Here is a 19,802-nt window from a genome sequence, read left to right as displayed (position 1 = left end):
CGGCGTATTTCCGACGAATCGGACGACACGGGGTTAGGCTCCCGCTGTCCTCTGCGATCCCGACGGAAGGCACACCATGGCGCATACCTCACACATGGTTCCCATCGGCACACCGCTACCCGACTTCGCTCTACCCGATCTCGACCAGCGGATCTACTCCCGCGACGACTTCGCGGACGGACCCGGTCTGCTGGTCGTCTTCGCGTGCAATCACTGCCCCTACGTCAAGCACATCGAGGCCGCGCTCGGCGAACTGGTCGACTCGCTGCCGTCCATGCCGACCGTGGCCATCTGCACCAACGACGCGACCGCCTACCCGGACGACGCACCGCTGCGGCTGCGCGACCAAGCGATCCGCGCGGGCTGGACGTTTCCCTATCTCGTCGACGAGGAGCAGCACGTGGGGCGGGCCTTCCGCGCCGCATGCACTCCCGATTTCTTCCTCTACGACGCCGACCTCCGACTCGCCTACCGCGGCGCATTCGACGAATCGACGCCCGGGAACGGCAAGCCGCTGACCGGGGACGACTTGCGCACGGCCGTCGAGGCCGTGCTCGCGGGCGAGCCCGCGCCCGAACCACACCGGCCGAGCATGGGTTGCTCGATCAAATGGCGGGACGCCTGAAGATTTTCCACTGGGCGGTGGCGGCCCGCCGCACGGCGCGCGAGGCCTTGCCGACGTGACCGGCGTCGTACGGCGGCTGCGGGTCGTACTCGATGATCAACTGAGCGATCTGTGCCTGCTCCGCGCCGAAGACGTCCCCGACCAGCCACAGCGCCAGATCGATGCCTGCGGAGACTCCTGCGGCCGTGGCTGTTCTCCCGTTACGCACCACTCGTTCCTCCGGGCGAACGTCCGCGCCGAGTGCGCGCAATGCCGACTGCGCCGGCCGATGCGTCGTGGCAGGCGTCCGTCCAGCAGTCCGGCCGCGGCCAGTACCAGCGAACCCGTGCACACCGAGCTCGTCCACCGGGTGGGGCTCCGGTGCGCTCGCCGCAGCCAGGCCGGCAGCGCGTCGTCGACCGCGGCCGCCGCCGGGCCGGGCCCGTCGGGACGAGCAGGATGTCGGGCGTGGGCGTGGAGCGCGGTCATCCCCGAATAGGTCACTATCGCGATGACGAAAGGATTACCGTTGACGAACTCAGGCGACCCGGGCTCGGTGGCGCGTCGTTACGTCGAGGCCATCGGCGAGCAGAACTGGCAAACCGTCTCCGACTGCTGGCGGCCGGGTGCGATCGACGTGTTCGTCGGCGTCGCCGATCTGCGCGCTCCGGGCGAGGTCGTGGCCTTCTTCCGTGACGTGCACGCCGCGGTCCCCGACCTGACGGTGGAGATCCTCTCGGTCACAGCGCAAGACGAGCGTGCCGTGGTGCACTGGCGCATGCACGGCCGGTTCGACGGCACCGCGCCGCTGATCGGGTTGGCCCCCAACGGAAGACACCTCGATCTGCTGGGCACCGACGTGTTCGTCGTGCGCGAGGGGCTGATCGAGTCGAACACGGCGATCGTCAACGGGCTGGAACTCGCCCGCCAACTCGCCGTCCTGCCCCCGCAGCACTCGATCGCCGAGCGGGTGCTGTTCGGACTCGCCAATTCGATTGCCCCACTGGGCAAAGCGATTCGCGCACGGAACCGTTCCGGACGATGAGCCACGCTGCCGATCCCGCCTCCGATGAGGGACACTGTTCCCGACACCGGGAATCGAAAGGGGTGGGACGTTGGCGACGATCGTCCTCGTGCACGGCATCGCGCAGGAACAGGAATCGGCCGACACGCTGGAGGCGCGCTGGTTGCCCGGACTCGCCGGAGGCGTACGCAACTACGGCGCACCCGAATTGGCGGACCGATTGTGGCGCAACGGTACTCCCGGCGACTTGTCGACCCGCATGGCGTTCTACGGCAATCGGTTCCTGGTCGAGGGCGCCCAGGGTGCGGGGACCGAACTCGACGACGAGCAACTCGACCTGATGGAGCAACTCGCGGCCACGTGGCTCGCGACAGCCGTGGAGCACGCCGGTGACCAGCGCGATCGGGCGACGGCCCGCCGACTCGGCACTCCCCCGCCGCCGGACGCGGTGGCGCAGGGAGCGAACGCGAGGCTGCGGCCCGCTTTGAACGCGCTGATGCGCTTGCGCTGGTTCGCGCCGTTCGGGTTCGGGCTGGCCCAGAAGTTCGTCATAGCGGCACTGTCCCAGGTCACCCGGTACTTCACCGACGACGAGGTGCGGGAGTACGCCCAGCGGCAGGTGCTCGACCAGATCGGCCCCGAAACGCGCCTGGTGATCGCGCACTCGCTCGGCAGCGTGGTGGCCTACGAGGCGCTGCACCGCACCGACCATCCGGTGTCCCTGCTGACCATGGGCTCGCCACTGGGCCTGCGCACGGTCGTGTACGACCGGCTGCGCCCGCAGCCGAGCACCGTGCCGAAGGCGGTGACGAACTGGCACAACCTGGTGGACGAGGACGATCTCGTCGCGGCGCACCTCGATCTCACCGTGTTCTTCCCGCCGTATCCCGGCGGCACCGTCGCTCCGGTCACCGAGCCGCACTTCGACAACGGCGCGTCGCCGCACGACTCCACGAGCTACCTCGTCAAATCGGTCACCGGCGGCATCGTCACGAAAGCGCTCGGACACTCCATATAGTTCGCACTGGCACTGTCCGAGTTTCGAAATGGCGAGCGCTGGACCGAAACTCAGCGGCAACCCCCTGCGCGATCCGGAGCCGACGCTTACCGAACGCTCTGGGACAGATGCACTTTCGCGTCTTCGTACGTTCCGGCGAGCGCGGCCTCGTCGCGGGTGTAAACCAGGTGCAGCACCCCGGTGTCGAAGGTCTCCGAGGACAGCAGGCGCAGCGGAACAGTGGTTGCGCCGTCCTGGAACAGGCGCTCGCCTTTGCCGACCGCGATCGGATGCACCAGCAGGTGCAGTTCGTCCAGCAGCCCGGCGGACAGCAACTGACGGACGACCGAGACCGAGCCGCTCATGCCGATGTCCCCGCCCGGCTCGCCCTTCAATGCCGTCACCACCTCGATCAGGTCGCCGTCGATCACTTCGGAGTTGCGCCAGGTGAATTCGAGGTTCTGCCGCGTCACCACGAGTTTGCGCGCATCGCCCAGTTTCTTCGCGAACGCCGCGTCCGGGCCGCCCGCCGCTTCGCGCTCCGGCCATGCGCCCGCGAAGCTCTCGTAGGTCCTGCGGCCGAGCAACAGGGTGTCGGCGGCGCCGAGTTGGGCGTCGACAGCCGCCCCCATGGCGTCGTCGAAATACGGGAAGTGCCAGTTCTGCGGATCTTCGATGACGCCGTCGAGGGCGATGAACAGGCCTGCGGTGATTTTCCTCATGCGCGTTGCTCCTGGATCGGTGTTGCGAACTCGGTCGCTTGATCCGACGGGGTGACGCGCGAGAACTCATCGGTCGGCGTGAAAGGCTGCCCGGTAGTTGTGCGGGCTCGTCCCGACCACTCGCTTGAAGCGGTCGCGGAACGCGGTCGGCGACCCGAAACCGACCTGGCCCGCGATCCGGTCCACCGGGTGACTGGTGACTTCGAGCAGATGCTGCGCCTGCCGGATGCGCGCACGCAACAGCCATTGCAGGGGCGTCGTTCCGGTGTGCTCGCGAAACCGCCGGTTGAGCGTGCGGGTGCTCATTCCGGCTTGTACGGCGATCTCGTCGAGGGAGAGGTCGCGCGCGGAGTTGTCCTGGATCCACCGCAGCACCGGCTCCAGCACCGAGCCGCGCGGCGTCGGTGGCTGGTCGTGCACGATGAACTGCGCCTGTCCCCCTTCCCGCTCCAGCGGCACGACGGATTTCCTGGCCGCGTCCGCCGCCACCGCCGAGCCGTAGTCGCGGCGGACCATGTGCAGGCACAGATCGATCCCGGCCGCGGCGCCCGCCGAGGTGAGCAACGAACCGTTGTCCACGTACAGCACGCCGGGGTCCACCTCTATCTCCGGGTAGCGGGCGGCTAGTTCCGCGGTGGCGAGCCAGTGCGTGGTCGCGCGATGGCCGTTCAGCAATCCGGTCGCCGCCAAGATGAAGGCGCCGGAACAGATCGACGCGATACGGGTACCCGCGGCGGCGGCCCGGCGTAGCGCGTCGATCACCTCGGCTGGCACCGGCAGGCCCGGATCGGCGCAGCCGGGCAGCACGATCGTGTCGGCCTCAGCCAGCGCGTCGAGCCCCCGGGACGCACACAGCGTGAACACGCCCGCGTCGACCGTCGGCGCGGGCGCGCAGACCAGCACGCGATAGGCGGGGCGTCCGTCGGGCAGGCAGGTTCGCCCGAACACCTCCACCGGCGTGGCCAGATCGAACGAGATCACTCCGTCCAGCGCGAGTACGACCACGGTGTGCATGGCAATAGCGTAGTTATCCGGTCGATTTCAGCCAATGCCGATCTAGTGCGCCCTGGGAGGAGTGGGCAGTTCAAGGCTAATGGCGAGAATCAATCGCTATATGGCACTTTCGCCAATTTCTCGTACGCGCCGCGCTTACTAGTGTCGACCGCCGTGACGAAGTTCCTGCTCTCGGTCCACGTGCTCGCCGTGATCATCGCCGTCGGACCTGTGACGGTGGCTGCCAGCATGTTTCCCGCCACCACCCGCCGCGCCCTCGCCCCATCCGGAGCCGAGCACAGCCCCGCCGTCCTCGGCACGTTGCATCGCATCTGCCGGGTCTACGCTCTGCTCGGCGTGCTCGTCCCGGCCTTCGGTCTGCTCACCGCGCTGAGTCTCGGCGTGCTCAGCGACGCATGGCTGATGGTGTCGATCGGGTTAACGGCCGCCGCGGCGGGTGTGCTCGCACTGCTCGTGCTGCCGGGACAGCAGAAGATCCTGGCAGACCTCACCGGGACGACACCGACGCTGATCCGCCGTCTCGCCATGGACACCGGGGTGTTCAACCTGCTGTGGGCGGCGGTCACCGTTCTGATGATCGTCCGGCCGGGTTCGACGACCGGAGCGTAACGCTCAGTCGGGCAGGTGGCGGACCACCATCGACAGGTCGCGGACGATCATGATCGGGCACGCCACCGACAGCAGCAGCGCCTGACTGGTCGAGCCGAGCAGCATGCCTGCGAACCCACCTCGGCCCCGGCTACCGACCACGAGCAACTGGGCTCGCTCGGAGCGTTCGAGCAGACAGCGCTCGGGCCGATCGGTCACGATCTCGCGCCGGATCTCGACGTCCGGAAAGCGCTCCTGCCATCCGGCGAGGCTCTCCGCGAGCACGATCTGCTTTTCGGTGTCACCCGCGAGCTCCGCCCTCGCCGACGGCAATTCGACGCCGGTCCACACGTGCAGTGCCAGCAGCGGCACATCCCGCGCCGAGGCCTCGTGCAGTGCCGCTTCGATGGCGGGTTCACTGACCTCCGTACCGTCCACCCCGACCACGATCAGCTGCTTCCTGGCCTCCGGGCTGAGCGGCGCGCCCTCCCGGACCACGACCAGCGGGCAGCGCGCCCGGCGGGCCAGCGCCGCGCTCACCGACCCGAGCAGAGCGCGCCGGACGGTCCCGCGTTCCCGGGTTCCGACCACCATCATCCGCGCTCCGCGGGTACGGTCCAGCAGCGCCGGACCGACCGGCTCGTACACCAACTCGGTGGTGATCTCGATGTCGTGCAACGCCCGGACCGCGATGAGCGCCTCCTCGGTCGCGGTGTCCAGCACCCAGCGACCGTGCCCCTCCAATCGGGCGTAGTCGGTGCTGGTGAGCGGTTCGGTGACGCCGGGCCCGTAGTCGGCGACCGGATCCAGCACGTGCACCAGACACAGCGGCGCCCGATGCTGCGCGGCCGCCTGCGCTCCCCACGCGACCGCCGCCGCCGATCCGGCGGACCCGTCCACACCGACCACGATCGGCCCGTTGCTTCGCATGCTCACTTCCTTTCCCGACGAAAAGATCGAGCTCAGCACCGCCGATTTCGACACTACCGGCGCGGCGGACCCGTCAACCGCCGAGGACGACGCACGCGTACCCCAGGTGGACGCCTTCACCGACCCGCAGGTCGATTCCCGCCACATACGGTGCGTACGGCTCTTGTACCGCGCTGACGGTGTGCGGCCCCGGTGTCGCGGGCACCCAGTCGATCAGTGCGACGCCGCCCGACGGGCGGACCACGCCGAACGGGATGCCGTTGTCGTAGAACGTCACCGGTGTGACGATGTCGGTCACCGTCGCTCGCGCGGTGTAGGTGCAGCCTGTTCCGTAGTTCGTCGCCAAGCCGAAATTGATGCCGGGATACATCCCCACCTGGGTCACCGTGGCTCCGGCCGGGGGTGGGCAAGCCAGCGCGACTGCCGCGCCGGTTCCGATCGCCGCCGCTATCGCGGCAACTCCTTTTCGCATGCGGAGTGGTCCTATCGGTCGTGAGTCGCTCTTCGTCGAACGGACGCCGGCCGCGCACCGGCGCGATAACTAGATACTCACTCCCCCACGGCTTCGACGGGGGCAAACCGCGGAATCTCGATGGGGCCCGCACCGCCTGACGGTCGTGTCGCCCCGGCGTGGTTGGGTGTCCGGAGGTCTTCCCGAGACAACGGAGGTGCGGCGTGGTGGCGATCGACTTCGAGCGGAGGGCGCGCGGGGCGAGGACGGTCTCGGTCCGGCGTTCGGTCGCCGCTCAGGGGCTCGGTGGCGTACCGCCGACGGCGCTGGTGCTGGCGGGCATCGTCAGCGTGCAAGTGGGCGCGGCGGTGGCGAAGCAACTGTTCGCGGCGACCGGAGCGGCCGGTGCGGTCACGCTGCGGCTGGTCTTCGCCGGGATCGTCCTGCTGGTGATCTGGCGCTCGTCGCTGCGGGTGGCACGCGGCGCGCTGCCGGTCGTCCTCGGCTACGGCGCGGTGCTCGCGCTGATGAACCTCTCGTTCTACGAAGCGATCGATAGGATTCCGCTCGGCATGGCGGTGACCATCGAGTTCCTCGGACCGCTGAGCGTCGCGCTGGCCGGATCGCGGCGCTGGATCGACCCGCTGTGGGCGATGCTCGCCGGGGCGGGAGTGCTGCTGCTGACCCGGTCCGATGGCGACGTGAACTGGGCCGGAGTGCTGTTCGCGCTGGCCGCGGCGGCGTGCTGGGCAGGCTACATCCTGCTGAGCGCCGCACTCGGCGAACAGACCAGCGGCGGCGGCGGTCTGGCACTGGCCATGGCGTTCGGCGGCCTGGTCATGCTGCCGGTCGGTGTCATCGACGCGGGCGCCGCGCTGTTGCAGCCCGGCGTGCTCGCCGCCGGATTCGCGGTGGCGTTGCTGTCGTCGGTGCTTCCGTATTCGGTGGAGCTGGAAGCGCTGCGGCGGATCCCGCCCCGCGTCTTCGGTGTGCTGATGAGTCTGGAGCCAGCTGTCGCGGCGATCGCGGGTTTGGTCGTCCTCGGTCAGATCATGAATCTCGGACAGTGGGCGGGCGTCGCGTGTGTGGTAGCTGCGTCGGCGGGGGCGACGCGGACCGAAGCGAAGGATTGACGGCTCCGGCCGCTCAGCGCGCTTGCCGCGTCACGTCCGGCTGACCGGCGGGACGCTGCGCATCATCTGCCGTCCCCGGGTTGTCGGCGATCAAACTGCCGAGCAGTGCCAGAGATCGCTCCGAGGGCGATCCCGGCTCCGCGTGGTAGGCGATGAGTATCCGGCCCGGCGCGCCGTTCACGCTGAATGTCTCGTAGGACAAGGTCAGGTCCCCGACCATGGGGTTGCGAAATTTCTTGACGCCCCCGGTCTTCGCCCGGACGTCATGGCGGGCCCACAGCTGCCGGAACTCCTCGCTCTTCAGCGACAACTCGCCGACCAGCTCGGTCAATCGCGGGTCGTCCAGGTCCGCGCCCGCGGTCGCCCGCAGGCTGGCGACGGTGTCGGCCGCGATGGTCGGCCAATCCAGGTAGACGTCGCGCGCCTCCGGATCGAGGAAGACCATGCGCACCTGATTCACTCCCGGAACCGAACACGAGTTGACGGCCGCGGCCAAGGGATTCGCCGCCAGGACGTCCAGGTACCTGCCCAGCACCAGCGCCGGCGTGTGCGGCCACGCGTTCATCAGGCGCAGCAAGCCGGGCGCCACACGTTCGGGCCGCCGCGGCGCTCTCGGCCGTCTGGCCGTCGGCCTGGCCAGTTCCCGCAGGTGCGCCGTGCCCTCCTCGTCCAGCGCGAACACCCGCGCGAGCGACGCGATGACCTGTTCGGAAGGATGCCGGTCGCGCCCTTGCTCCAGTCGCACGTAATAGTCGGCGCTCACCCCGGCGAGCAGCGCGATCTCCTCCCGGCGCAGACCGGCGACCCGCCGCTGGCCGCCGCCCGGCAACCCGAAATCCTCCGGTCGCACCAATTCGCGGCGCGCGCGTAGGAAGGCGCCCAGTCGATTGTCGGAGTCCATGACCCGAGCGTAGGTCAGGGGCGCCGCTCCTGGGTGGCCCCGCGACTACCAGGAAGTCCGCAGCCTGTCAGGCGCACGCGAAGGGCCGGAAAGTAGTGGACATGACGAACGACAACCTCACCGGCCGCGTCGCGGTCGTCACCGGAGCATCGAGTGGAATCGGCGCCGCCACCGCACGGCGGCTCGCGCGGAGCGGCGCCAAGGTCGCCCTGCTGGGCAGGCGCAAGGATCGCATCGAAGAACTCGCCGCCGAACTCGGCGCGGACGCCCTCCCGGTCGTCGCCGACGTCGGCGATCAGCAGTCCGTGCGCGATGCCGCCGCCACGGTGCGTGCGGCGTTCGGGCCCGTGGACCTCGTCGTCGCGAACGCGGGCGTCATGCTCGCCGCGCCGTTCGAGTCCGCCCTCACCGACGAGTGGGACCAGATGGTCGGCACCAACGTCACCGGGCTGCTCTACACCGGACGAGCGTTCATCGATGACCTGCTCGCGGCCGCGACCGACGGCAAGCGCGCCGATCTGGTGCTGGTCGGCTCGATCGGCGGGCACACGGTCTTCCCCAACTACGCCGTCTACACCGCCACCAAGGCGGCGGTCGCACACCTGACCCGCAACCTGCGCGCCGAGTTCGGGCCGCGCGGCGTCCGGATCAAGAACATCGAACCGGGCTTCGTCGGCACCGAACTCGGCGACGGGATGCAGGACGAGCAACAGCGCTCCGGCCTGGCGCAGTGGCGCACGGCGATCGAGATCCTGGAACCCGGCGATATCGCGGACGCGATCGCCTACGCCGTCGACGTACCCCGGCACGTCAACATCGCCGAGATCGTCGTCGTCCCGACCCAGCAGGGCTGATCGCCGACGCGTTCGCCGCTACCACCCTGGCGGATGACCGACACTGCCCCGGCGCCGCGCCAGGCCCGAGGACGCCTCGGCGGCCGCCGAGATGGGATACCTCGGCTGGCGCGACGCACATCGGGCCGACGTCCCCGACATCCCGGCCGTGCGTCCGCGCGACTCGTTCGAGTCCGCGGCCGAGCGCGTCGGCGACACCCGCGCCCGCCGCCTTCCCTACGAACCAGGGCTGGACCGGCGAAGGCGTCTTCACCCACGCGGCTCCTGGCCCCACTGATCCGGTCCTGGTTCCCGCCCACCGCTATACGAAGCTGCCCTGACCGCTCTCGCGATTGCTGCGGACGACGCACTGTCGTACCCAGCAGGCGCACCGGGATGTCGCGGCAGACTAGTCGGTGTCCGCCCACTCGGGCCACGGTCGCATGCCCTCGTCACCGCGGATGTATGCGAGGCGGCGCAGCGCCAACCGCTGATGGCTCGGGTCGACGGCGGCAGCCCGCAACGACTGCAAGGCCATCCGGAACTCCTGGATGTCGCGCAGCAGGTAGAAGCCGTCCCACCGCATCACATCCCGGCCGTATCCGGTACAGAACTCGGCGTACTCCGAGGCGGTGATCTTTTTGGCGGTCCAGCACTCGATCGCCATGTGCACCAGGTCCCACTCCGGTGGGCCGATCACAGCCCGTTCCAATCCGACCAGGATCGCGTCGCCGTCGTCGCCGACCACCACGCCGTCGCCCGAGCCCGCGCCCTGCACCACCGACCACGGCAGACCCCGCGGCAGCGCCTTCCAGCGGCCGCGCAACTCGTCCAGATGTTTGCCCAACCAGCGCCGGTCGTCCTCGGTCACCGTCTGGGCGGCGGCGATGTCCTCCTCCACCCGAGCCAGGGGCGCCATCCGGCGCAGCTCGAAACCGGGCAGCGGCAGCCGATGCAACTCTCCCAGCGCCTTGCCGACCTCGCCGGGCGTGCCGGAGTGATGCGGCGGCAACTCCTGCCAAAAGGTCACCGGTCGGCCGTCGACCACGACCGGCTGCGGGATATCCGGGACGACCCGCGTCGCCGACACCCCACAGGTCTCCAGCCATCGAGACACGGCGACTTCCCGCGAAGTCGCCAGCTTCTGTTGCCGCCCGCCGATCCGCACGACGATTCCGTCGCGCAACCGATAGACCCCCTGCGCGCCCACGGGCTCGGCATCGCTCGCATCGATACCGACGCTCACACAGGCGGCACGCAGAATCGACCGCATGCCGTTGCCCGCGACATCCGCGGTCATGTCGACCCCCCGCAACCGCCCCGGGGGGAGTAGCACCGCATCTCGCTCTCGAGCCTCATGGCAGCCATCCAGATACCGGGGGGCAAACACCCCATTTTCCCTGGTCAATGGACATTACCCGAGAGATTCCACCGCGCTCAGCAACCAAACAGAATCCGACCGATTCGCCCGAATTACCCCGTTCGACAGCTCCCACATCCCGCCCATGCACCGAAAACGGTCCCCGTGCCCCGCAGCACGATGCCGCCGCCCAACTGCCGCGACTTACGCCAGAAGGTGAAGCGATGTGCGAGCACCGCGAAGTGGCGAAGGCGAGAACGCGCCGCACAGTGGCGCAACAATCACAAGGAGCGACACCGGGCGGGTGTGGGGGTTGCACCCCCACAAGACACCCAGCGGAACGAGCAAGGCCCATGCTCTCCATGGACCGCGCAGTCTGGAGCCACCGAAACCGCGGACACCCGGCGGTCGGAAGAAGCACCTCACACCCAAAGAGGCTGCCGAGATCGAGTCCAAGTACGAGGCCGGTGTGTCGATGGCTCGGCTGAAGGCGGAGCACCACATGGCCAAGCGAACGGTGGCGAAGGGGTTGAGTGCCACTGGGGTGACGATCAGCCCGAGAGGTGGCCAACACCACCGAGGCATCGACTCTGCCGACAACGTCTTGTACACACGGCGCTGTATCAAGGCGTCGATACCGCACGACGACGACGGCAACCCGACCGGCCCGGCGACGTTCCCCGAGTGACTGCGCATCAGCTCAGGCACACCGCCGCGTCGCTGATGATCGCCAGCGGCGCGCACGTGAAGACGGTGCAACGGCAGCTCGGGCACAAGACAGCCACGATGACGCTCGACAACTACGGGCACCTGTTCGAGGACGATCTCGACGACGTGGCCGATCGGATGAGCGAAGGTCTACGTGCTGCCGCCCAGAAGTGTGGGCACATTGTGGGCACGGCCCCGGAAGACACCAGCGTAGCGGTATGAAAAAGGCCCCTCACCTGCGGTGCAAGTGAGGGGCCTTATCGTGGAGCTGCCGGGAATCGAACCCGGGTCCTCCGCCGCGTCTTCAGGGCTTCTCCGTGTGCAGTTCGCTGTGTCTCTACTCGGATCTCCGGGTCCCGCGAACAAGCCCGGATGACGATCCCAGCCGCTGTTCGATGTCCCGCCCTACTCCGCGACCGAGTAGGACGGTTAGCCCTCTAGCTGATGCCGGCACCGGAGCCGAGGGCATGCCCCGGGCCGACAGAGACGCTCTGCTGATCAGGCAGCGAGAGCGTACTCGCGCTGATTGGAATCGGCGCTTAATTGGTTGCAACGACGCTTACGGTGGTCTCTTGCCTGCACCGACACGCTTCCCCTAAATCTACGTACGCAGTCGAAACCGTTCAGCCCCGTACGCCCCAGCACCTTGCCGGGCTGTTCATGTTAACACCGGGGAAAGCGCGGATCATCCCGATATCCGGCGGTGGCGGTCGCCACACCCGAAGGCGATCTACGGACGCGGCCCGGAGGTGGACGCCGACCCACGAGGGCGCGCCGCGAGCATATGCGCCGAGCGCCCCGCGACCGGATCTCGAGTCACCCGCTCCGGCGAGCACCTCGCCTCGCCCTTCCCGGATGCTGGTAGTCGATTCTCGAGGTCCGACGACGAACCCGACTTACACTGCACGAGCCGTACGATCGGCTCTGAGCAGCGGATCTCGATTTCAGACTAAGGAAACACTTTGGCAGTTCGCACCATTCGGGACAGGTTGCTGCGCCTGTCCGCCCTCACCGTCATCGCCGGGCTCGTCCTGACCGGATGTTCCGTCCTGCGTGGCGAGCCGACCGGAGCCATCGAACCCGGAGTCACCGCCGACCCGTGTCCGAACGCGGTGGACTCCCACAAAGGGTGTATCTATCTCGGCGTGCTGTCCGATCTGACGAGTGGGCCGTTCGCCGCGCTGGGCAAGGACATCAACAACGGCCAGTTGGCGTTCTGGAAGGCGGTGAACGAAGCGGGCGGGATCGGCGGCAAGTACGAGGTGGACATCGCCACGTACACCGAGGATACGAACTACGATCTGCAGAAACATGCCGAGGCCTACCGGCGGATCGAGCCGCATGTCCTCGCGCTCTCGATGAGTTTGGGCACGGTGCAGACGCAGAAGGTACTTCCCGAGATGGACGCGGCAAACATGGTCGCCATTGCCGGAACCCTGTGGTCGGGTTGGCAATTCGAGAACAGCGACAAGGGTCTGCTGCTGGAGTCCGGCTACTCCTACTGCTCCGAGGCGATCATCGCCCTGGACTGGATCGCCGAGCACGAAGCCAAGCCGAGTTCGATCGCCACCGTCAGCTACCAGGGCGACTACGGCGGCGACTACGCCACCGGCGCCAAGAAATGGGCGTCGGCCAATCGGGTCGACCTGGTGGCGCAGATAGACACCGAGCCGAACACCCAGATCGGCAACCAAGACGCGGCGGTCGCGAAGATCCTCAATACCAGAGCGGATCTCGTGCTCCTTGCCACAGGGCCCGCGGAAGCGGGCGAGATCATGGGCAAGGCGGCACTGGCCGGTTTCCCTGGCAGGTTCCTCGGCTCGGGCCCGACGTGGAACGGCGGCCTGCTGAAAAGTCCTGCGGCCTCGGCGATCACCGCTCGCTACAACATGACCTCACCGCTGGACGGCTGGGACGGAACCAGCGCGGGCGCCAAGAGGGCCAGGGCCTCGGCGACCCGAGAACCCTCCACCTGGGGTTACAGCGCGGGCTGGATGTTCTCCTATCCGATGAAGGCGCTGCTCACCCGGGCGGTCAACGAAGGCAAGCTGACCCGCAAGGGTGTCCGTCAAGCCGTGCACGGCCTGCGCGTCGACTACGAGGGCGCGATTCCGGAACACACCTACGGCGCGGTCAAGCCGGACCTCACCCGGCAGCGCGCCGTGATCGAAGTGCCTGATCAGACCGCGCCGCTGGGCGCGAGGACGCTGGCGACCGACTATCACGGCCCGACTCAGGACCGCATCACCCTCAACGAGCCCTGCGTGCAGCCGTAAGCGAGCAAGAAATGCCTTTTCCTCATACTTTTCGTCGGCTACTTCGTCTCGTGGCCGCTCCCCTCACGCTCGGGCTCGTCCTGACCGGCGGCTGTTCGGCCTCGTCGCCCGCCGCCGCACCAGGCGTCACCCGCGAAGCCTGCCCCCACGCGATCCAGCGTGACAAGGGCTGTATCTATCTCGGCGTTCTGTCGGACCTGAACAACGGCCCCTTCGCTCCTCTAGGAAAGTCCTTGCAGGACGGTCAAGTCGCGTTCTGGAACGAGGTGAACAAGCAGGGCGGCATCGGCGGCTACGAGGTCGACATCACCACCTACACGCGCGACACGGCCTACGATCCGCGCAGGCACGTCACGGAATTCGAGAACATAGCGCCGCATGTGCTGGCGCTCGCGATGAGTTTCGGGACCGCGCAGACGCTCGCCGTGCTGCACGAGATGGACGAGGCGGACCTGGTGACCGGGGCAGGCACACTCTGGTCGGGTTGGCAGTACCGCGGCACCGACCGCGATCTGGTGCTCGACGACGGTTTCTCGTACTGCACGGAAGCCGTGCTCGGCCTGGATTGGTTCGCGCAGAACTTCTATCAGCCACGCACGCTCGGCGTGGTCGCCTACCGCGGCAACTACGGCGGCGACTACGCCAGCGGGGCGCTGAAGTGGGCATTGGACAACGGCGCGACGATCACCGAGCGGATCGACACCGGACCCAACACCGAAGTCGGCACACAGGACTACCCGGTCGCCGAGCTGTTGGCCGACCCGCCGGATGTGGTCCTCTTGGCCACCGGCCCGGCCGAAACCGCCGAAATCGTCGGCAAGCTGGCGAAATCCGGTTACACGGGCCGATTCCTCGGGTCCACCCCGACCTGGAACAGCGCGCTGCTCAAGACACCGGCCGCACCCGCGCTCACGGCGCTGTACAACTACACCTCTCCGTTCGACGGCTGGGACGGCGCGAGCACCGGAGCCCAGCGCGCCAGGAACGCCGCGCCGAGCGAACCGACGAACTTCGGCTACAACCTGGGCTGGGCGATCTCGTATCCGCTGAAGGCGCTGCTCACCAAGGCAGCCGAGACCGGCGGCATGGACCGGCCGACACTGCGCAAGGCCCTTGCCGGGCTCACGGTCGACTCCGAGGGAATGGCGGCGCCGCAGATCTACGGGCGTGACGAACCCGATGTCGCGGCGCAGCGCGCGGTGGTCAACGTGCCCGACCCGTCCACTGCGCTGGGGTCGCGCACCGTGGTGGCCGACTATCGCAGTCCCACGCTGAAGCGGATCTCGATGCACGAACCGTGCACGCGGTGATCCGCGCGATCGGCGTGCGTCGATGACGCGTCGGTCCGGGTACGCGCGGACCCGGACCGCGTTTTCGGCACTCGGGCGGCGGACCCGTCACCGAGTGCCCGGCCCGCACCGCGTCCGAGCGGGCGCGTGACCTTCAGGCCGCGGCGATGAGCGCGACCGCGGCCAGCGCGAGGATCAAACCGATCAGCTGCTGCCGGTGCACCCGCTCGCCGAGCAGAACCATCGCCAGCAGCACGGTCACCGCCGGATACAGCGAGCCGATCACGCTCACCAGCGACAACAGCGATCCGTGGAAGGCGTACAGCAGCGCCGCGTTGCTGATCACGTCCAGCGCGCTGATATAGCAGGCCAGCCGCAGCGGTTCGCCGCGCAACCGCCCGAAGTCCCTGGCGGCAAACGCGGTCAGCCAGACCACCGCGGTGGCGGCGATCCGCTGCATGAGCAGGGGCCACAGTCCGGAGTCCGCGGAGGTCTCGTGGAAGAACACGAAGGCAAGACCGTACGCGGCGCCGGACCCGATGGTCAGCGCGGCGACCTTGCGGGTGAACCGTAGTTCGCGGCCGCCGGTGATCTCCTCCGTCACGTCGTCCGGCGACTCCCGGCTCACCAAGAGCACGGCGACCAGGGCGAATACGATGCCGGCGAAGGCCAGCGGGCCGGGACGCTCGCCGGTCGCCAGACCGGCGAGTACCGGAATGCCCGCGACCAGCACCGCCGTCAGCGGTGACACGACCGCCATCGGACCGCTGGCCAGCGCGGCATAGAACCACCACACCGCGACGCCGCTCGCCAGGCCCGCCGCCGCGCCCCACCACAACGACGCCGCGTCCGGGCTCCCGGGCACGAGCGGGAGCGCCACGAGGACCAGCAGCACCGAGAACGGATAGGAATAGATGACCACACGCAGCGCGGTCACCCGCCGCGACGCCACACCGCCGTAGAAATCGCTCACGCCGTAGCCCACCGCGGCCGCCAGCGCGAGCAGGACGGCGGTCACCTCATGCCTTTGACCCGCCGTCCGAGTTCACGGGTGACCTCTCGCTCGGCGGTGCGCCGGGCCAGGTCCTGCCGCTTGTCGTAGTCCTGCTTGCCCTTGGCCAGCGCCAGCTCGACCTTCACCTTGCCGTCGGAGAAATACATCGACAGCGGCACCAGCGTCTGGTTGCCCTCCCGCGACTTACCGACCAGCCGCTCGATCTCCCGCTTGTGCAGCAGCAGCTTGCGCACCCGGCGCGGCGCGTGGTTCGTCCAGGTGCCGTGGCTGAACTCGGGGATGTGCAGCCCACGCAGCCACACCTCGCCGTTGTCCACCGTCGCGAAGGCGTCCACCAGTGAAGCCTTGCCCTCGCGCAGGCTCTTCACCTCGGTGCCGACCAGCGCGATCCCGGCCTCGTAGACGTCCAGGATCGTGTAGTTGTGCCGCGCCCGGCGGTTGGTCGCGATGACCTTGCGCCCCTTCTCCTTCATAACGGTCCACTTTAAGTGACCCGGCAACCGGATTATTCCCGCAGGTCGCGGACGCGCTAACCGCCCTGATGCAGCACCACGTAGAGCGTGAGCACGGCGAGGAACGCGACGAGCAGCGCCACCGTCGACATCCGCGGTACGCCAGGGCGCGGCGGCGGCGGACTGCGGCGCAACCATACGTTCTCGACCGCCGGATCGGTCCGGCCGCGCACATACGGCGGCGTGTCCGGCGTCTCACCCCCCACCGAGCTGATGGAGATGTCATCGCCCGCGTCACTGGAACCATCACCCGGTGCCATAGCCAGAACGGTAGCCGCCGAGAGAGCGACGCGCCGCAATTCTCGCACGCCGCAACATAGTTGGAACTCAGGCCAGACGCCGCCGGAACACCTCGACGGACGCGCCGGTCGCCAGGTCGGCCGTGTGCACGCCCAGGTCGACTCCGCCCTCGGTGAGCTCGAGAACCATGAAGCCCAGCTCCTGGTAGTTCTCGTACAGCGCACCGTGGCCCGCGCTCGCGGCGAGCCGCGGCTCCGCGCCGACCGTCTTCGCGGCCGCGCCGGACACGACCTGCCTGGTTCCCTTCGACGCCGCCGTGAGTTCGAGCACCTGCAGCGAGTGGTCGTGCCCGGACAGGATGAACTGGCACCGTCCGATCACGTGGTCTTCGAAGAAGCGTTTCACGTGCACGCCGTTGATCGGCTCCAGCGACAGACCCTCGTAGCGGCCCGCGTCCCCGTGCGGGCCGTTGTTCAGATACGGGTGGTGGGTGCAGGCGATCTTCCACGTGGCGGGCGAGTCGGCGAGGGCGCGATCGAGCCAGTCGCGCTGCTCGTTCATGAACTGGCCGTCGACCGCCCAGTACGGCGAGAAGACCGGCGGCACGTAGGCCGCCAGCGGGTTGACGTCGAGGACGAAGAACTCGACGACGGGGTTGCGCTCCGGAATCCGCACCGAGTAGTAGCGGCTCGGCATCCACCAGCGCCGGGAGTTCGCGTGGTACTCCACCTCGGCGTTGCCGCGCAGCAGCCAGCCGCCGTCACCGCCGAGAACCGAGCTGTTGTCGTGGTTGCCCAGCACCATCAACCAGGGGAAATCCAGTCCGGCATTGGGATTTTCGAACTTGTCGGCGAACTGGACGTCGGCCGCGCCGTCGGGCCCGTGCTCGTAGATGTTGTCGCCGAGACCCAATGCCAGCGAGACCGGTTCGCGGCCGTGCAGCGCGCGCATGGCGTCGGCGACCGCCCACTGAGCGCGGGTGCCGGTGCCCGCGTCGCCGGTCACCAGCACCCGCACCCGGCGCTCGTCCGGGAAGGGGAACTTGGTGACACCCTCGGCGACGGGTACCGCATGACCCGGCGTGCGCCCGACCAACGTGGTCCCGGCCGCGAGGGTGGCCGCACCGGCCAGAAACGCCCTGCGCCCGATCGTGTCGCTCCGGCTCACGCTGTCCTCCATAGTTTTCGGCGGCCTTGCCCGGCAACCGTCCCCGCTCATCGGTGACCCGCGTGACGGTAGCGGTTCATCCGGTGGCTAGCACCTCGAGCACCTGTTCGCCGTATTTCGCCAGTTTGTTCTCGCCGACACCGCTGACGCCGCCGAGCTGGGCGAGGCTCGCGGGCTTGCGCGCCGCGATCTCGCGCAGCGTGGCGTCGTGGAAGACGACGTAGGCGGGAACACCCTGTTCCTTCGCGGTGGCCGCGCGCCATTCGCGCAACTTCTCGAACAGCGGCAGGTCGGTGGACGTCAGGTCGACGGAGGCCGCCTTGGCGGCCTTCGCGGTCCGGGCGGGCTTGGCCTGGCGTTCGGGCTCGCGGCGCAGCGCTACCTGTCGTCCGTCGAACAGCACCTCACTGCTGGCCTCGGTGAGCGTCAGCACGCCGTAGTCGCCGTGAACGGCCAGCAGCCCGTGCGCGAGCAGTTGCCGCACCACGCCACGCCACTCCACGTCACGCAGGTCGGTGCCGACCCCGAAGACCTTCAACTCGTGGTGGTCGTATTGCAGGACTTTGGGACTCTTCTTACCGAGCAGGATGTCCACGATGTGCCCCGCGCCGAAGCTCTGGCCGCGTTCCCGCTTCAGCCGCAGCACGGTGGACAGCAACTTCTGCGCGGCCACGGTGCCGTCCCAGGATTGTGGTGGCGACAGGCAGGTGTCGCAGTTGCCGCAAGGCAGACCGGGCTCGCCGAAGTAGGCGAGCAACTGCGTGCGCCGGCAGGCGACCGTCTCGCACAGCGCGAGCATCGCGTCCAGGTGCAATTGGAGCTGGCGCCGGTGGGCGGCGTCGCCCTCGGAGGAGTCGATCAATTTGCGCTGCTGCACCACGTCGCTGAGGCCGTAGACCATCCACGCGGTAGAAGGCAGCCCGTCGCGGCCCGCGCGCCCGGTCTCCTGGTAGTAGCCCTCGACCGACTTCGGCAGGTCGAGATGGGCGACGAAGCGCACGTCGGGCTTGTCGATGCCCATACCGAAGGCGATGGTCGCCACGACGACCAACCCGTCTTCGCGCAGGAAACGCGCCTGGTTCTCCGCGCGGGTGCGGTTGTCCAAGCCCGCGTGGTAGGGCACGGCGGTGACGCCGTTCTCGGTAAGGAACGCCGCGGTCTTCTCCACCGAGTTGCGCGACAGGCAGTAGACGATCCCCGCGTCCCCGGCATGCTCGGTGCGGATGAATTCCAGCAGCTGACGCTCGGGACGATTCTTCGGCTCGATCCGGTACTGGATATTGGGGCGGTCGAAGCTGGACACGAACCTGCGGGCGGCGCCGAGGTCGAGGCGCTGGATGATCTCGTCACGGGTCTTCTCGGTGGCGGTCGCGGTCAGCGCGATCCGCGGTACGTCCGGCCAGCGCTCGTGCAGCAGCGAAAGGCCCAGGTAGTCGGGCCGGAAGTCGTGACCCCACTGGGAGACGCAGTGCGCCTCGTCGATGGCGAACAGCGCGACCTTGCCGCGATCGAGCAGCTGCGCGGTGGAGTCGAGGCGCAACCGTTCCGGGGCCAGGTACAGCAGATCGAGTTCGCCGGCGACGAATTGCGCTTCGACGGCCCGGCGCTCGTCGGGGTACTGGGTGGAGTTGAGGAAGCCCGCGCGCACGCCGAGCGCACTGAGCGCGTCCACCTGGTCCTGCATGAGGGCGATCAGCGGGGAGATCACCACACCGACGCCGGGACGCACCAGCGCGGGGATCTGATAGCAGAGCGACTTGCCGCCGCCGGTCGGCATGAGCACGAGCGCGTCGCCGCCATCGATCACGCGCTGCACGATCGTCTGCTGCTCACCGCGGAAGCTGTCGTAACCGAAGACTCGGCGTAGAACCTCTTGCGCCGCAACGGATCCAGCGTCCGATCCGGACACGGCTTCGGTCGCTACCGCAGCGAAATCATCGGGGGGAGTCACCCGGCCCATCCTACGAGCGCACGGGCGGGGCGGTACCCGCACCGTTCGGCGTTCGCCCTGTTGGGCCGCCGAGTTGTCCACATGTGG

The 19,802-nt window shown here is 68.5% G+C and carries 21 protein-coding genes and 1 other RNA gene; 9 read left to right on the top strand and 13 right to left on the bottom strand.

Translation table 11 applies throughout. The annotated features are described in order from the left end of the window. Positions 1-76 precede the first annotated feature (76 nt). A complete protein-coding gene (locus ACIHAX_RS10030; RefSeq protein ID WP_355077846.1) occupies positions 77-625 on the top strand; it encodes a thioredoxin family protein in 549 nt (182 codons plus the stop codon). Here the strand turns inward: ACIHAX_RS10030 and ACIHAX_RS10025 are convergent. Further along, the gene (locus ACIHAX_RS10025; RefSeq protein ID WP_397276876.1) at positions 606-833 is read right to left on the bottom strand and encodes a hypothetical protein; all 228 of its coding nucleotides are present in this window, start codon (positions 831-833) and stop codon (positions 606-608) included. The two genes, ACIHAX_RS10030 and ACIHAX_RS10025, sit on opposite strands and share 20 nt — an antisense overlap. A gap of 300 nt (positions 834-1,133) precedes the next feature. On the opposite strand from ACIHAX_RS10025, the gene ACIHAX_RS10020 reads away from it, so the two are divergent. Next, complete coding sequence (locus ACIHAX_RS10020; protein WP_397276874.1) at positions 1,134-1,649, top strand: ester cyclase; 516 nt, start codon at positions 1,134-1,136, stop codon at positions 1,647-1,649. A 70-nt stretch (positions 1,650-1,719) separates the two neighbouring features. Then, positions 1,720-2,646 (top strand): hypothetical protein, encoded by a 927-nt coding sequence (locus ACIHAX_RS10015; RefSeq protein WP_355077849.1) that lies wholly within the window; start codon positions 1,720-1,722, stop codon positions 2,644-2,646. Between the two features lie 86 nt (positions 2,647-2,732). Here ACIHAX_RS10015 and ACIHAX_RS10010 read toward each other — a convergent pair whose 3' ends face one another. Together ACIHAX_RS10010 and ACIHAX_RS10005 are read right to left on the bottom strand one after the other, a co-directional pair. Further along, positions 2,733-3,347, bottom strand: coding sequence for a dihydrofolate reductase family protein (locus ACIHAX_RS10010; RefSeq protein ID WP_397276872.1), 615 nt, complete (start codon positions 3,345-3,347; stop codon positions 2,733-2,735). Between the two features lie 66 nt (positions 3,348-3,413). After that, positions 3,414-4,361: a GlxA family transcriptional regulator gene (locus ACIHAX_RS10005; RefSeq protein WP_397276870.1), complete on the bottom strand. Its 948-nt coding sequence runs from the start codon at positions 4,359-4,361 to the stop codon at positions 3,414-3,416. A 153-nt stretch (positions 4,362-4,514) separates the two neighbouring features. On the opposite strand from ACIHAX_RS10005, the gene ACIHAX_RS10000 reads away from it, so the two are divergent. After that, complete coding sequence (locus ACIHAX_RS10000; RefSeq protein ID WP_356960941.1) at positions 4,515-4,970, top strand: hypothetical protein; 456 nt, start codon at positions 4,515-4,517, stop codon at positions 4,968-4,970. 3 nt (positions 4,971-4,973) lie between these two features. Here the strand turns inward: ACIHAX_RS10000 and ACIHAX_RS09995 are convergent, their stop codons facing one another. Together ACIHAX_RS09995 and ACIHAX_RS09990 are read right to left on the bottom strand one after the other, a co-directional pair. Further along, positions 4,974-5,879, bottom strand: a complete 906-nt coding sequence (locus ACIHAX_RS09995) for a universal stress protein (RefSeq protein WP_355077853.1) — start codon at positions 5,877-5,879, stop codon at positions 4,974-4,976. A 73-nt stretch (positions 5,880-5,952) separates the two neighbouring features. Further along, positions 5,953-6,351: a hypothetical protein gene (locus ACIHAX_RS09990; protein WP_397276867.1), complete on the bottom strand. Its 399-nt coding sequence runs from the start codon at positions 6,349-6,351 to the stop codon at positions 5,953-5,955. A gap of 206 nt (positions 6,352-6,557) precedes the next feature. Here ACIHAX_RS09990 and ACIHAX_RS09985 point away from each other — a divergent pair, with 206 nt between their 5' ends. Next, complete coding sequence (locus ACIHAX_RS09985) at positions 6,558-7,463, top strand: EamA family transporter (protein WP_397276865.1); 906 nt, start codon at positions 6,558-6,560, stop codon at positions 7,461-7,463. 13 nt (positions 7,464-7,476) lie between these two features. On the opposite strand, the gene ACIHAX_RS09980 is transcribed toward ACIHAX_RS09985, so the two are convergent. After that, positions 7,477-8,364 (bottom strand): helix-turn-helix transcriptional regulator, encoded by an 888-nt coding sequence (locus ACIHAX_RS09980; protein WP_397276863.1) that lies wholly within the window; start codon positions 8,362-8,364, stop codon positions 7,477-7,479. Positions 8,365-8,465: 101 nt separating this feature from the next. On the opposite strand from ACIHAX_RS09980, the gene ACIHAX_RS09975 reads away from it, so the two are divergent. Continuing rightward, positions 8,466-9,218 carry an SDR family oxidoreductase gene (locus ACIHAX_RS09975; RefSeq protein ID WP_364431643.1) on the top strand — a complete coding sequence of 251 codons (753 nt, stop codon included), beginning with the start codon at positions 8,466-8,468 and terminating at the stop codon, positions 9,216-9,218. A 388-nt stretch (positions 9,219-9,606) separates the two neighbouring features. On the opposite strand, the gene ACIHAX_RS09970 is transcribed toward ACIHAX_RS09975, so the two are convergent. Next, complete coding sequence (locus ACIHAX_RS09970) at positions 9,607-10,497, bottom strand: phosphotransferase (RefSeq protein WP_397276860.1); 891 nt, start codon at positions 10,495-10,497, stop codon at positions 9,607-9,609. Between the two features lie 57 nt (positions 10,498-10,554). Here ACIHAX_RS09970 and ACIHAX_RS09965 point away from each other — a divergent pair, with 57 nt between their 5' ends. Further along, positions 10,555-11,487 (top strand): tyrosine-type recombinase/integrase, encoded by a 933-nt coding sequence (locus ACIHAX_RS09965; protein ID WP_397276858.1) that lies wholly within the window; start codon positions 10,555-10,557, stop codon positions 11,485-11,487. 38 nt (positions 11,488-11,525) lie between these two features. On the opposite strand, the gene ssrA is transcribed toward ACIHAX_RS09965, so the two are convergent. Continuing rightward, positions 11,526-11,896: a transfer-messenger RNA gene (ssrA, locus tag ACIHAX_RS09960) on the bottom strand. 331 nt (positions 11,897-12,227) lie between these two features. On the opposite strand from ssrA, the gene ACIHAX_RS09955 reads away from it, so the two are divergent. Together ACIHAX_RS09955 and ACIHAX_RS09950 are read left to right on the top strand one after the other, a co-directional pair. Continuing rightward, positions 12,228-13,541 carry an ABC transporter substrate-binding protein gene (locus ACIHAX_RS09955; protein WP_397276856.1) on the top strand — a complete coding sequence of 438 codons (1,314 nt, stop codon included), beginning with the start codon at positions 12,228-12,230 and terminating at the stop codon, positions 13,539-13,541. Positions 13,542-13,591: 50 nt separating this feature from the next. After that, positions 13,592-14,851 (top strand): ABC transporter substrate-binding protein, encoded by a 1,260-nt coding sequence (locus tag ACIHAX_RS09950; RefSeq protein WP_364431577.1) that lies wholly within the window; start codon positions 13,592-13,594, stop codon positions 14,849-14,851. A 133-nt stretch (positions 14,852-14,984) separates the two neighbouring features. On the opposite strand, the gene ACIHAX_RS09945 is transcribed toward ACIHAX_RS09950, so the two are convergent. The 5 genes from ACIHAX_RS09945 to recQ all read right to left on the bottom strand — a co-directional run bounded on the left by ACIHAX_RS09945 (position 14,985) and on the right by recQ (position 19,724). Beyond that, positions 14,985-15,848 carry an EamA family transporter gene (locus ACIHAX_RS09945; RefSeq protein ID WP_397276854.1) on the bottom strand — a complete coding sequence of 288 codons (864 nt, stop codon included), beginning with the start codon at positions 15,846-15,848 and terminating at the stop codon, positions 14,985-14,987. Next, positions 15,845-16,318 carry an SsrA-binding protein SmpB gene (gene smpB, locus ACIHAX_RS09940; protein ID WP_174186417.1) on the bottom strand — a complete coding sequence of 158 codons (474 nt, stop codon included), beginning with the start codon at positions 16,316-16,318 and terminating at the stop codon, positions 15,845-15,847. The genes ACIHAX_RS09945 and smpB overlap by 4 nt, the downstream gene beginning before the upstream one ends. A gap of 56 nt (positions 16,319-16,374) precedes the next feature. After that, entirely contained in the window at positions 16,375-16,617 is a 243-nt protein-coding gene (locus ACIHAX_RS09935) for a hypothetical protein (protein ID WP_356960909.1), read from the bottom strand. Positions 16,618-16,684: 67 nt separating this feature from the next. After that, positions 16,685-17,764: a metallophosphoesterase gene (locus ACIHAX_RS09930; RefSeq protein ID WP_397276852.1), complete on the bottom strand. Its 1,080-nt coding sequence runs from the start codon at positions 17,762-17,764 to the stop codon at positions 16,685-16,687. Positions 17,765-17,840: 76 nt separating this feature from the next. After that, positions 17,841-19,724: a DNA helicase RecQ gene (gene recQ, locus ACIHAX_RS09925; protein WP_397276850.1), complete on the bottom strand. Its 1,884-nt coding sequence runs from the start codon at positions 19,722-19,724 to the stop codon at positions 17,841-17,843. Positions 19,725-19,802 lie beyond the last annotated feature (78 nt).

This window comes from Nocardia sp. NPDC051929 (assembly GCF_044548645.1).
Classification (GTDB): Bacteria; Actinomycetota; Actinomycetes; order Mycobacteriales; family Mycobacteriaceae; genus Nocardia; species Nocardia sichangensis.
The sequence above is the reverse complement of the archived record's forward strand: the minus strand, read 5'-3'. Positions and strand labels throughout refer to the sequence as shown.

Bases quoted from the DNA above. Each gene is read 5' to 3' on its own strand.
- ACIHAX_RS10030 (WP_355077846.1), top strand. From the start codon at position 77: ATGGCGCATACCTCACACATGGTTCCCATCGGCACACCGCTACCCGAC.
- ACIHAX_RS10010 (WP_397276872.1), bottom strand. From the start codon at position 3,347: ATGAGGAAAATCACCGCAGGCCTGTTCATCGCCCTCGACGGCGTCATC.
- ACIHAX_RS10005 (WP_397276870.1), bottom strand. From the start codon at position 4,361: ATGCACACCGTGGTCGTACTCGCGCTGGACGGAGTGATCTCGTTCGAT.
- ACIHAX_RS09995 (WP_355077853.1), bottom strand. From the start codon at position 5,879: ATGCGAAGCAACGGGCCGATCGTGGTCGGTGTGGACGGGTCCGCCGGA.
- ACIHAX_RS09990 (WP_397276867.1), bottom strand. From the start codon at position 6,351: ATGCGAAAAGGAGTTGCCGCGATAGCGGCGGCGATCGGAACCGGCGCG.
- ACIHAX_RS09980 (WP_397276863.1), bottom strand. From the start codon at position 8,364: ATGGACTCCGACAATCGACTGGGCGCCTTCCTACGCGCGCGCCGCGAA.
- ACIHAX_RS09975 (WP_364431643.1), top strand. From the start codon at position 8,466: ATGACGAACGACAACCTCACCGGCCGCGTCGCGGTCGTCACCGGAGCA.
- ACIHAX_RS09970 (WP_397276860.1), bottom strand. From the start codon at position 10,497: ATGACCGCGGATGTCGCGGGCAACGGCATGCGGTCGATTCTGCGTGCC.
- ACIHAX_RS09965 (WP_397276858.1), top strand. From the start codon at position 10,555: ATGGCAGCCATCCAGATACCGGGGGGCAAACACCCCATTTTCCCTGGT.
- smpB (WP_174186417.1), bottom strand. From the start codon at position 16,318: ATGAAGGAGAAGGGGCGCAAGGTCATCGCGACCAACCGCCGGGCGCGG.
- ACIHAX_RS09935 (WP_356960909.1), bottom strand. From the start codon at position 16,617: ATGGCACCGGGTGATGGTTCCAGTGACGCGGGCGATGACATCTCCATC.
- recQ (WP_397276850.1), bottom strand. From the start codon at position 19,724: ATGGGCCGGGTGACTCCCCCCGATGATTTCGCTGCGGTAGCGACCGAA.